Origin of the sequence: Parabacteroides sp. B2-S-102 (assembly GCF_023656665.1) — a bacterium.
Lineage (GTDB): Bacteria > Bacteroidota > Bacteroidia > Bacteroidales > Tannerellaceae > Parabacteroides > Parabacteroides distasonis.
Genome location: NZ_JAMOKM010000001.1, coordinates 541,737 through 554,478 on the forward strand (window position 1 = coordinate 541,737; position 12,742 = coordinate 554,478).

Sequence of the window (12,742 nt, forward strand, 5' to 3'; positions counted from 1 at the left end):
AAATGAAAGATTTCATACTTATGATTTTTTATCCCCTTACCGGGGATATTTTTACTACGTTTTCGGTTACTTTATTATTTCAGGTGGGCATTCATCGCCTCAAGGAGGAATTTACCCGGTTTGAATTTTACGGTCGTACGAGCGGGGATCATTACCGGAGTACCTGTTTTAGGATTTCTGGCAAGACGCTGTGTTTGCGGTCTTGGGATCAATGTTCCAAATCCGACAAGTACGATTTCTTCATTTTCGGACATACGCTCAGTTACGATCTCGATGTAAGCATCCAATACTTTCTTTGCTTCTTGCTTTTGTAACCCGGTCTTGTCTGCTAAAGCCTCTATAAGTTCTGCTTTGTTCATAAAATGCAAATTTTTTAAATTGTTAAACACTACAAATGTACACTTTGAAGCTGGTTTTATAGTTACGTTTTGCAAAGATACATTTGCATTTGAGTTTCTTATTAAACAAGGCCTACAGATGTTTGTTACATTTTTAAGAACAAAAAATGTTAATAATGTGTTAGTTTGCGAATTTCGAAACATTTATTGAATCTTGATATACCCGATTCGTGTGTACTTGATAGTACGGGATTCTATATGTTTTAAGACCTTAGCGGAAGTCAAAGTCAATTTTTCCCCTACTTGGAAAGCATGAGCGCCCGGTGGTAACGTTTGCGTGGTAAGACTACGATCTTTCGCTTTTATCCTCAATAAGAAATAATTTCCGGCGATGTCCACGGCCGTGAGCAATTGATCTACATAGAAATATTCGGTACCACGGATAATCTGTGTCTTGTAAGAATCGTCTTCTATGCGGACTTTTGTGATTGTTAACTTTAAATCGCTCAATTTTTCTCCCGGTGTTCCTACAAAGCGGCTTACAGGCATTTTATATTTCTTACGGGTCTGTAGGTCGAGATAGATTTTACTGTAGGTCACAGCTAACTCTTTAAAACGCATCTCGCTTTTTACGTGAGGCTCATATTTATCGGCTATCCAAACGACGTATCGGGGATCGATCGTATAGATGTCATGCAAATGGTATCCTCTGTATTTACCGAAAGAAATAATATCGTCTCCATTATCGGGAGAGTCTTTGATATCTGTCGTTATAAATAAAGGTAGAAAGGAGTTGCTTACCATCTTAATTGCCTTATTCACCGAGCTGATGGCATTCAAGTCGAGATTCGCCAAATAGACTGTCGGATGATAAGTGGCCGAAGGTGTAAAGAACCAAAGCGTATAATATAAGGTCTTTGAGGTAGGCAAAAGAATGTAATACCGCCCTTTGTCTGACGTTTTTCCTCGATTGAACGTGTTTAACTTGTCGAGGATCATCTTCTGTATTTCACCGGATATGCCGGATGTGTTCTCATCCATACGATCAACTCTATATACAAATCTACTGAAAAAATCCGGAACTACATAATTTGCGGATGAGTTATTTATGACTACTTTTGCCCTAAAAATAAAATAGACGATGAGAATAGAGCAGAATTATTCGTTGGAGAAACACAATACGTTCCATCTTCCGGTAAAGACACGTTGGTTCATGGAGTATGAGACGGAGGAGGAGTTGCGACGAATCTTACATGATGAATACTTTCAGGAATGTTTATCCTTGCATATAGGAGGCGGGAGCAATCTATTGTTCATCAACGATTATAATGGTATTATCATCCATTCCCGAATCAAGGGGATTTCTATCTCGGCGGAAACGGACGAGTATGTATCGCTTCGTGTCGGGGCTGCGGAGATCTGGGATGATGTCGTGGCATACGCCGTATCGAAAGGTTGGGGAGGTATAGAGAATCTTTCTTTAATACCCGGTGAGGCGGGCGCTGCCGCTATCCAGAACATCGGGGCTTATGGCATGGAGATCAAGGATGTGATCGAGAGCGTGGAGGCTTATAACCAGTTGACATTCGAGAAACGGACTTTTACGAATTCGGATTGTGAATATGGATATCGTAATAGTTATTTCAAGAATGAACATCATGACCCCCACATCATAACTTATATCACGCTTCGACTATCCAAGAACCCTGGTTTTTCAGTTAATTATGGGAACTTAAAGGAGGAGTTGACGAAATATCCGGAAGTTACTTTGGAAACGATCCGTGAGGCTGTCATAACAATTCGCAGGCAGAAGCTTCCCGATCCTGAAGTATTAGGCAACGCAGGCAGTTTCTTTATGAACCCGATAATTACGGCAGAGCATTTTGAGAAATTGAAAAAGCAATTCCCGGAAATCCCGTCTTATCCCGCTTCGGAAGGAAAGATCAAGGTTCCGGCCGGTTGGTTGATCGAGCAATGTGGGTTTAAGGGTAAAAACCATGGGTCGGTAGGTGTTTACGAGAAACAAGCGTTGGTATTAGTGAATTTAGGAGATGCCCGGGGGGATGAGATCGCGTTGGTCGCGGAGAGCATTCGTACCGCCGTAAAAGATCGTTTCGGTATAGAGCTTATGCCTGAGGTTAAATATGTCGGATAATGAAAATCGTTTTTTTAGGAACAGGAACGTCTACGGGCAATCCTGAGATAGGTTGCCAATGTGAGGTATGTACTAGTAAAGACCCCCGTGATTGGCGTCTACGGGCCTCGATCTTGGTAGAGACGGAAGGGAAACGGATATTGATCGATTGTGGTCCGGACTTCCGTTGGCAAATGATAACCAATAAGATTTACCATTTTGACGCCGTTTTAGTAACCCATGAGCACTACGATCATGTAGGTGGCTTAGATGATCTACGTCCTTTTGGTCGGTATAAAGATGTGGATATTTATGCGGAAGACAATGTCGTGGAGGCGATAAAAACTCGCATTCCTTATGTGTTCCGGGAGCATAAATATCCGGGAGTGCCTAATTTGGTATTGCATACGATCGGGACGAAACCGTTTGAGGCCGCCGGTGTCATGATCACTCCCATTCGTGTAATGCACGCTAAGCTGCCGATCTTAGGTTTCCGTATCGGCAATATGGCTTACTTGACCGACCTTAAATATCTTCCGGAAGAGGAGTACGCTAAGTTGGAAAACCTTGATGTATTGGTTATTGATGCTCTTCGGAAAGGAGAGCATCAATCGCATGAGAGTCTGGAGGAAGCCTTAGCGAATATATCCCGTATCCAGCCCAAGGAGGCCTATTTAATCCATATGAGTCATCGCATAGGGTTGCATGCGGTCGTTGAAAAAGAGTTGCCTCCGCATGTACATTACTCATATGATGGATTAACGGTGACTTTTTAAGCCATATATTAAAAAGATTCTTTATCTTTGCCAGCTGAAAATCTAGAGAATAGCTGCTTTTTTTAAGTTAGTCGCTTATAGCAGGGGTGGTATATAATAAAAAACAATAATAGACTGTATGAATTTATCGTTTAAGAACGTACTATGCGTATGTTGCTTATTGCTGTCGGGATCTGTGTATGCGCAGGTTCCGCAAGACTTGATTGACAAGGCGAAAGCCGCTGGAATGTCGGATACGCAGATACAGCAGGAATTAGCCAAGCGTATGAAACAAGAAGGGGGATCTGTCGGATCTCAAGCTACCGCTACCGATGCGAAGGTTAGCGACCGGGTAATGCCGGTAATCGATGAAGGACAATCCTTAGAAGCCCAACGTAGAAATAATCTTCCTGCTTCAGCCATGGAGAATACCGTATTCGGGCATGAAATCTTCTCAAACAAGAACTTATCTTTTGCCCCAGATTTAAACATCCCTACACCTAAGGATTATGTGCTTTCCGCTGGTGATGAGTTATTGATTAATGTATGGGGAGATTCCGAGCTAAACTTGAAATTAAAGATCTCTCCGGACGGTACGATCCTTGTACCAAATTTAGGTCCGGTGTCGGTCAGTGGATTGACGATCGCTGGCGCTGAGACTCGTCTGCGTCAGGAGTTGAGCCAGATTATGTCTACGCTGTCTGGTTCGGGAGAGGGGAATACCTTTGTTTCCGTCAGTTTGAGCCAGATTCGTAGCATGAAGGTGAATATTGTCGGCGAGGTAGTCGCTCCCGGTACGTATACATTACCTTCATTCGCCACATTATTTAATGCGTTGTATGCCGCCGGTGGTGTGAATAAGATTGGTTCTTTGCGTAGCATCAAGGTATATCGTAATAGCAAGGAAATCGCTAATCTCGACGTATATGATTATTTATTGAACGGAAAGTACACAACGAATGTCCGTTTGGAAGAGAACGATATGATTATGGTAGGCCCGTACGACCAGTTAGCGGTGGTTCGAGGTAAGGTGAAACGTAATCGTATTTTCGAGTTGCGCAAGGGCGAGACCTTGAAGCAATTGCTGGATATGGCCGGCGGATTTACCGGCGACGCTTATACGAAGGACGTACAAGTGAAGCGTAAATCAGATAGTCGTTACCAGATCTCTACGGTTTCGGAGGATAAGTTCGCTTCTTTCGTGATGCAGGATGGCGATTCTTTGCAGGTAGATTCCGTTATTCCTTTTTATGAGAATCGTTTGGTCGTGACGGGAGCTGTATGGCGTCCGGGAGAATATGAGTTAAGTCCGTCGGTTCGTACGGTAAAGCAATTGGTAAAACAGGCCGCGGGTCTTAAAGGAGACGAGTTCGCCGGCCGTGCCTTGATTACCCGTTTGAATCCGGATTTCACGACTACGATGATCGCCGTGGATATTCGTGGTATCTTGAACGGTACCGCTCCAGATGTGGAGTTGCAAGCGGAAGACCAATTAAGCATTCCTTCCCTATTCGATTTGCGCGAACCTTATACGATCAAGGTTGGCGGAGCCGTGAATTATCCGGATACGGTGCTTCCGTATCGTCATAATTTGACAATAGAAGACGCTATCATGATGGCAGGTGGTTTAAGAGAGTCCGCTTCTTCTATTAATGTAGAGGTAGCCCGTCGTGTGAAGGATCCTAGTTCCAATCAGAATGTCAACCGGATCGCCGATGTATATAACTTCTCGTTGAGTGAGGACTTCAAGTTGAATGCGGGAGATACGATCTTCACATTGGAGCCGTTCGATGAGGTTTATGTTCGTTTCTCCCCGGGGTATCATGAGCAACAGGTCGTGAAGGTGAACGGCGAGATCACTTTTGCCGGTAGCTATGTATTGGCTACGAAGAACGCTCGCTTGAGTGATATTATCGCGAAAGCGGGAGGAGTTACCCCAGAGTCTTATGTAAAAGGTGCTAGCTTGAAACGTCAGTTGACAGAAGATGAATTGAAACGCATGGAGACCCTTCTGGCTTTAAGTGAGGCGAATAAGCAAAGCCGGGATTCCATCGGTGTAGCGTTGATGAATGTGAAGGACTATTCCGTAGGTATTGATTTAGAGAAAGCGTTGGCAAATCCGGGTAGTATCGATGACGTTGTGCTTCGTGACGGCGATGAGCTTTATATCCCGCAGATGCAAAGTACGGTGAAGATGAGCGGAGCCGTGACTTATCCGAACAGCGTAACTTACACGAAAGGTATGTCGGTTATGGATTGCTTGTCTCAAGCCGGTGGTTATAATGATATCGCACGTAAGTATCCGATCGTAATATATATGAATGGTAAGGTCGCTACGACGAAGCGTACCGCTATCTTTTTCAAGCGTTATCCGAAAGTGGAGCCGGGCTGTGAGATCGTAGTTCCGACGAAAACGCAACGTGAGCGCCGAAGCTTGGCTGAGATCATGAGTATCAGTAGCTCCGCTACCTCTATGGCTGCGATGATTACCTCTATTGTTAACATGATTAAAAACTAATCAGGCATGGATACGATAAACGAGATAAAAAGACAAGAGTTACCTGAGGAGCAGGAGATCGATTTAATCGAACTGGCGCAAAAACTGTGGAAAGAGCGTAAGTTCTTATTGAAAGGCTGTGGTATTGCGGTGGTAGTAGGTTTGATTGTAGCTTTCAGTATTCCCAAGGAATATACAACTACGGTGAAATTGGCACCAGAGACACAGGATGCGGCAAAAAAATCTAGTCTTGGCGGTTTGGCTGCTATGGCTGGGATTAATCTGAATGCCGCTGCCGGTGCGGACGCGATCTCTCCGGATTTGTATCCGGATGTGGTGCAGAGTACCCCGTTTCTGTTGGAATTGTTTCCGGTAGAGGTTACCGATAAGGAAAAGGAGTTAAGCACTACATTGTATGATTATATGAGTGAACATCAACGTAAGGCTTGGTGGGGATATATTGTCTCCGCTCCATTCAAGGCGTTGGGTGCGGTAATGAGTTTAATCTCCGGTGACGAGGAAGAGTCTGAGGGCTTGAATCCTTACCATTTGACAAAGGATCAAGAAGAGGTGGTGAAGGCCTTGCAGGAGCGGGTTTCTGTTTCCGTGGACAAGAAGACCTTGGTTATCACGGCTTCCGTACAGATGCAGGACCCGGTTATTTCCGCTCAGATGACAAAGGTCGTTTTGGAAAACCTCCAGAATTATATTACGAATTATCGTACGCAGAAAGTAAAGCAAGATTTGGAATTTACCCAGAAGGTATTTGGCGAGTCACGTGACGCTTATTATAAAGCGCAACGTGCGTACGCTGCTTTCGAGGATGCCAACCGTAATATTATCTCTTCCAGCTACCGTACGGAGCAGGAACGTTTGAAGAATGAGATGACCCTTACGTTTAATGTTTACAATACGTTGGCGCAGAAGTTGGAGCAAGATAAATTGCGTGTACAGGAAGAAACTCCGGTGTATACCGTAATCGAGCCGGCTACCGTACCTTTGAAAGCATCTTCTCCTAAGAAGGCACTTATCTTGGTCGGTTTTGTCTTCCTCGCTTTATTCGGATGTATCGGATATTTATTCGTAAAAGATATGTTTGTGGCAGCTTTCAAGAAAGAAGAGACTGGAGCTTAATTCCCGCAAACCGTAAAATATGCCACGGCCTCGTCATGACTGACTTGTGTCGTGGTTTTTATTTGCGGGAATAGCCGATTGATCCGGGTGGTTATCGTATCGCATAAATTGGGGTAAAAGTTCTCCAAGGCTTTCTCATAGGGTTGCTCGTTGAAGCAGCAAAGGCTTCCTTCATTATAGAATAAATCCATTGCCAACCATTGATTTTTCATTCTCCACTCCGTCGAGTCATTCATTTGTACCCGTAAATGTAAAGGGGCGCTTTTGATGAAGAGATTCATTGCGCCACGCTTGCCTTTTTTACGAATCAGATCTGTTAGTTCCGGAATGACATGTGCGGGGTATGTCTGTTGCCTTTCCACCGTCTCTACCAATAATCTTCGGTTGTAGGACGCTACGAATATACCCTCGTGGTAGTAACAACCTAGAAAATGCTTATCAACATCAGGATAATATCTAACAGGAACGGAGGTTTCCTCTCGTTGCTGGGCCGGAAAAGTGAAAGAGACGTCCAGTTGCTTGAAAATACGCTCTGCCGTATGACTATCCATAGGGGCGTACAAGACATCCCCTTGTGGATAATAAGCGATTAGGAAAGACGATAATTCCAGATTTTGCCGTATTAAAGAAAGGAAAATAGCGGGGGTATGATCTGAGAACGCCTTGCGTATATTCTCCATGGGTAGTATCATCTTCTCGAATACAGGAGGACGATTGATGGCAAAAATTGCCGTGGGGCTTGGAACGACCAAACTATAGGGATCTACCGTAGCGACAAATTGCTCGTCGTTCATATGCTTGTAAAAGTACCTCACGCATACGATCGTACCCAGAAACAAGACAAAAAATGCCGTTATGTCTTTCTTGCTGATCCTCATGTTTGCTTTAGGAAGTGTTTACACCAAGGCTTTAATCCGCATTCCTCACATTTCGGTTTCCGGGCGAGGCAAACATATCTTCCATGCAATATCAACCAGTGATGGGCGATGGGGATCAATTCTTCCGGAATGTTCTTCACCAACTCCTTTTCCGTTTCCAAAGGTGTCTTGCTATTATTGGTCAAGCCGATCCGGTTGGAGACACGGAATACGTGCGTATCCACCGCCATGGCCGGCTTGTCATATACTACGGATGCGATTACGTTCGCTGTTTTTCTTCCTACGCCCGGCAGTTTTTGTAGCTCATCAATATCGGAGGGAACCACGCCTTTGAAATCCTCTATCAGCATTTTCGCCATACCTACCAGATGTTTAGCCTTATTGTTCGGGTAAGATACGCTTCGTATGTATTCAAAGACAACTTCCGGTGTGCTAGCCGCCATTACCTCAGGAGTCGGGAAAGCCTCGAACAGGGCAGGTGTGATCATATTCACTCGCTTATCCGTGCATTGTGCGGATAGGATTACCGCTATCAATAGTTGATAGGGGTCGTCATAATGTAGTTCAGTCTCGGCTACCGGTACGTTTTCCTTAAACCAGTTTAATACGCCTTTATACCTTTCTTCTTTTCGCATTGCTTTTTCGGTTTCTGTTTTTCGCATCCTAAAGGTATAACTTTTAATAGGAATATACAAGCGGAGATGTGCCAAAAATAAGATACACCCGAATTGTACGAATAAATAAAAAAGTACCGATCTCCTTCTTCCATCTAAGAGAGAAAGAAATCGGTACTTTTTTATTTATTATTCCCTAACGATCTGGTGGATATGTATAGATTCTTTTCCTATTGTGGTGATTTCTAAAGAAGAGAAATCCTCGAACATGGTTTTATTTAATTTGATGTAGCCTACGTTTCCTTGATAGACGATGTTTTTCTCGCCATCTTGGGAGAGGCCGGTGATGGATACCAGATTCTCGTTACTTCCGGAGAGGAAGAAAGATACGGCGTTGATATCATCACATTTTATATGAATCATTTCTCCCGGGTTCAAGTTCTTATACGTATCTAGGTTCATATCGTACATCATAAGAGCCTCATTGATTTGCGGGTCTTGTTTGGTTGTCGCCGTGAATCCTAGTACGTATAGCTCCATTTGCTGATCCGAGTTATTTCGCATACGGATATAACGGGCTTTCGGGTCGATGGTGCGGATCGTATCTTTAGCGTTTTCCGTGGAGACATGAGGGATTAGGCTCCAGCTCTTTCCGTCGGCGGACCACTCGAATACCCGTCCGGGTTGGTTGCTTTTCGGAAGATTGAAACAGAAGGATTCCGCTTCTTTCTGGATTTCCCAGCCGATACCCAGATATTGGTTAGGTTGTACCTTGACTACCTCGAATAGGGGAACGTAACCGACCGTATTGTCACCCTCGGCACAAGGCTGGCTCTTTAATTGGTCGATATTCGTGAATATGGAAGGGATGCTAACCTTCACCTCGTCCGGGGCGATACCGTCCGTAGATAGCAGGTTACGACCTGTCTGGCGGTATAAGTCTACGATGAAAGGGTGTAAGACTTTCGATCCGACTTTCACGCCTTTAGGCTGCGCCTTCTGGTTCAGCGTGCGGTTTATCAGTTTCATGCTATCTAGCAAAGCGGATGTTTCCAGATAGCGTTGCCACGTATAAGACCGGTCTTTCTCATACCAAGCGTGCGCCATATGCAGAGCGCTTGTTCCGGCTTTTCCTAAGAACTCGAATTGGATAAGCCATGGATTGATTTGCTCGATCAAGCGTTTATTGGGACTTTGGCTATAGATCATACTCGGGGAAGCCGTGATTTGAGCGAATAAGGTTCCCAGAAGATTCGCGCTTTGCTCCGGGAACGTGTTTTTCTTATATCCGGCGAGGAATGTCTGGATAGGAGCCACATAGTTAGCGGACTCTTCCCGGCGGTATTGATGTCCGTTCGGACCCGGATCGCAGTTATGCTCGCAGAAAATGCGGAAAGCCATGGAGGCCTCCGGCATGATGAAGTCGCAAGCGTCTTTCCATGCCTGTGTAGGATCGTAATTCTCGATATTCCAAGTGTACATTCCAACGCCGAATATAGCGACCTTGGAAGCCTCGGCGTATTCCATAGGATTGGATACGAATCCGGTCATGGTGCCGGCGGCTTGCGTATCTAGGCCGTAGGCGGGTCCCATCAACAAATGATCTTGGCAATAATCGCTTACGGGGAAGTTCCACCAGATATAGGCGGGACGACGGATACGGTTGTTTACCCACTCGACGCCTTCTTTCGTGATATCGGCTACGACACGGTCTCCGGTCCACATGATTTGGATAGCGGGGTCGAGTTGGGTACCGAGGATATCCAGATAATCGGTCTTAGCCCATGAGCGGTTGTATTCGGTAGGGCACATGATCAGGGGCTGCACGTCATTTTTCTTGGTAATAAACTCCTTATGGATGTAATTCAATAAGCCGGCTTGCTTTTCCGGGCGGGCTCCCTCTCCGGATATATCATCGAAGAAAACGGCGAAAGAGCGTACGCCCAAATCGTACATTTTCTCGAATTTGGAAAGGATGTTCATGCTATCTGTCAGGTTCCATTGAATATCTTGTCCCGGGTGGATGGCCCAAACGAAGTTTACTTTGTTATGGGTGGCCTCTTCCGCTAGTTCCTTGATATGCTCGGCTTCCTCGGCGGGATAAGGTTTGCGCCAGTTGGGGGAGCTGTGATAAGGATCATCTTTCGGACCATAGATATAGGTGTTCAGCTTGATCCTTCCGTAAAAGCGGATTTGCTCGATACGGTCGGCGTGGCTCCAAGGCTGTCCGTAGAATCCTTCCACGGTACCCCGGAATAATACGTCCGGATAGTCCTTGATCGAGCAGAGAGGCAGGATCTTCTTACCCTCGTCATATTTAGCTAATTGCTTGAGGGTTTGGGCGGCGTAAAACAAGGAATTATCGTCTACGATCCCGATCATGATACCTTTTTTAGTGATCGTCAGCGTATAGGCACCTGAGCGTTGCATTTCCGGAGTTTTGTCTTTTAGCTTCTTGATCTCTAAAGGGAGAGATTTGCCGGATTTAGCAAAAGGTAGCGCTTCTTTAAGTAGTTTGACCGCATCTGCGTCCGGATTATTTATACCCCGTAGGGTATATCCATGGGACGGTGCGTATGTTTGGCTGGAAATAGTCACCTCTTGGGGCTCGGGGAAGATTCCTAGGGATAGCTTTTGGCTATGCGTTAGGTTACAAACGCCTAGAAGGAGCATGGTGGCGAGTAAATACTTTAGTGTCTTCATATACGATATGATTTAATGTTAACGTTCGTAAATGTATGAAATAATTAAACACGGAGCACACGGAATACACAGATTTGTTCCGTGCCCTCCGTATTTAGATCTTATAGGGAGAATAGCAATACCCGGTTATCCGGATTTGTCCATTCATGGATCAAGCTACGCACGCCGCTGTATTCGGCGGGAGTGAACTGTTGCTTGTTCAACTCGATCGTACGTACCACCTCAATCGTATTTCCTTTCGGAGTGATCGTGCGGGTTACTTTACCAAAAGGCTTGCTTATCACTTGCTCTTTTGTGGAGGTCTGCAACTTCATGCCCTCGGCGGGAGTAACCGTGTATGTTACCTCTTCCCTGATTAGGGAGGGGAGTTCGAATAAGTTGGAACGCTTGCTGTTCAAGGCACTCATGCCCCAGCTATCGATTCCAGCGGAGATGGCTGGCAATACGCAGATGGCGAAACCGTCTTTTGCTTGATCGGCGGAGATGGCCACGGATCTACTTTCCTTAATCTGAATAGGTGTGGTCTCAATCTCAATGGAAGTTCCGGAGAGGGAGACTACCTTATCTAGTCCGCCACGATTTGTCAGCGGGGAGGCGGATAGGTATTGATCTTTCCCATCGACAGTGGCTTTTACGGCTAGTGTCTGGATGGCAGCCAGCCCGCAAGCGTCCGTATCGAGATGGCCGGGATAGACGGCGAGGACTTCCGACGGGATTCCGGCGGCATTCAACATCACGTTCAAGAGCTGTGCGATCTCTAGCGGCGTACCGTAAGCACTGCGGAGAACGGTATCGATGTCACGGACGGTATAGCCGGTCATCGCCATGGGGATAGGACAGGTACTGAGATTGTTGAGTATATGGTCTCGGATGATGTTCACCTTCTCTTGTTCGTTACCGCTTTTATCGGTGAGGAATTGGGCGAAGGTTTTGCTCTCGTATCCCTGCGATTCCTTTAAGCGCTTATCCAAAGTGGCTAAGGCCGCTTTACCTGAAGGATAGGTAGAGGCTACCAAGTGGGGTGAAGCCTCACGGTTCTTTGGTTGGAAAGCCTCACGGGAGGAAGCGGGAATGTTCCGTAGTGTCCAGTGTACCTCCTTTATACCGTCATGGCTCTCTTCCACGGCTTTTACGGGGGAGCCGTATAGACCGCAAGCCAAGGGGGTCCCTTCCGGTACGGAAATAGAGACCTTGCATTCCTTCACGGGAGAGGTCTCTTGTAGTCGCTCGTTGATATCCAGAGCCGGATAGTAGCCCGGTTTTGTGATAATAGAGTAATCCAAGTAAATCGTGGCCCCAAGTTCTAGGCCAGTGTGTACCACGACCATTTCCTTGAGTTGGTTATAGGCCGGAGCGTCGGCGGCGAAACGGGGCAGGACCTCCACGAAGGCGTTATCGGGTGTCTTTACGATCGTACCGTCTTTCTGCCTCGTATAGGATGAGTGAATCTTCAGTGTTTGGAAATCGGGATTGTAGACGATAAAACTCTCGCCATACGTGCTATTCATCGCGGTATGCGTGAAGAGCGTCAACTCCATGGAGGATCGATATTCTTGGCTGCCGTCGGCATGCAAGGTCCAAGCTTTCGATACTTTCCCGTACTCAGCCTCCGATGCGGCGAATGAAGTAACCGTCATCGCTAACAAGCTTAGGAGAAGAATCAGTTTATAGGTTATCTTAATCATTGTC

Annotated in this window: 10 protein-coding genes; 4 read left to right on the forward strand and 6 right to left on the reverse strand. The window is 45.8% G+C overall.

Annotated features, from left to right (window positions below; translation table 11 throughout):
• Positions 1-74 precede the first annotated feature (74 nt).
• Together NBH07_RS02290 and NBH07_RS02295 are read right to left on the reverse strand one after the other, a co-directional pair.
• On the reverse strand, positions 75-359 hold the full coding sequence (locus NBH07_RS02290; RefSeq protein WP_005856836.1) for an HU family DNA-binding protein: 285 nt from the start codon (positions 357-359) through the stop codon (positions 75-77).
• Between the two features lie 183 nt (positions 360-542).
• Complete coding sequence (locus NBH07_RS02295; protein WP_005856838.1) at positions 543-1,379, reverse strand: hypothetical protein; 837 nt, start codon at positions 1,377-1,379, stop codon at positions 543-545.
• A 100-nt stretch (positions 1,380-1,479) separates the two neighbouring features.
• Here NBH07_RS02295 and murB point away from each other — a divergent pair, with 100 nt between their 5' ends.
• From murB to NBH07_RS02315, 4 genes are all read left to right on the forward strand, one after another.
• A complete protein-coding gene (gene murB / locus NBH07_RS02300) occupies positions 1,480-2,493 on the forward strand; it encodes a UDP-N-acetylmuramate dehydrogenase (protein WP_005856839.1) in 1,014 nt (337 codons plus the stop codon).
• Positions 2,493-3,248, forward strand: a complete 756-nt coding sequence (locus NBH07_RS02305) for an MBL fold metallo-hydrolase (RefSeq protein WP_005856841.1) — start codon at positions 2,493-2,495, stop codon at positions 3,246-3,248. The genes murB and NBH07_RS02305 overlap by 1 nt, the downstream gene beginning before the upstream one ends.
• Positions 3,249-3,366: 118 nt before the next feature.
• Positions 3,367-5,745: an SLBB domain-containing protein gene (locus NBH07_RS02310; RefSeq protein WP_005856843.1), complete on the forward strand. Its 2,379-nt coding sequence runs from the start codon at positions 3,367-3,369 to the stop codon at positions 5,743-5,745.
• Positions 5,746-5,751: 6 nt separating this feature from the next.
• Positions 5,752-6,858 (forward strand): Wzz/FepE/Etk N-terminal domain-containing protein, encoded by a 1,107-nt coding sequence (locus NBH07_RS02315; protein ID WP_005856846.1) that lies wholly within the window; start codon positions 5,752-5,754, stop codon positions 6,856-6,858.
• Here the strand turns inward: NBH07_RS02315 and NBH07_RS02320 are convergent.
• The 4 genes from NBH07_RS02320 to NBH07_RS02335 all read right to left on the reverse strand — a co-directional run bounded on the left by NBH07_RS02320 (position 6,855) and on the right by NBH07_RS02335 (position 12,738).
• Positions 6,855-7,736, reverse strand: a complete 882-nt coding sequence (locus NBH07_RS02320; protein ID WP_005856848.1) for a hypothetical protein — start codon at positions 7,734-7,736, stop codon at positions 6,855-6,857. The genes NBH07_RS02315 and NBH07_RS02320 overlap by 4 nt on opposite strands.
• Positions 7,733-8,371, reverse strand: a complete 639-nt coding sequence (gene nth / locus NBH07_RS02325; protein WP_008772131.1) for an endonuclease III — start codon at positions 8,369-8,371, stop codon at positions 7,733-7,735. Before nth ends, NBH07_RS02320 begins: the two co-directional genes overlap by 4 nt.
• Before the next feature lie 168 nt (positions 8,372-8,539).
• Positions 8,540-11,053, reverse strand: a complete 2,514-nt coding sequence (locus tag NBH07_RS02330) for a beta-N-acetylglucosaminidase domain-containing protein (protein ID WP_005856852.1) — start codon at positions 11,051-11,053, stop codon at positions 8,540-8,542.
• A gap of 101 nt (positions 11,054-11,154) precedes the next feature.
• On the reverse strand, positions 11,155-12,738 hold the full coding sequence (locus NBH07_RS02335; protein ID WP_005856854.1) for a DUF3857 domain-containing protein: 1,584 nt from the start codon (positions 12,736-12,738) through the stop codon (positions 11,155-11,157).
• Positions 12,739-12,742 lie beyond the last annotated feature (4 nt).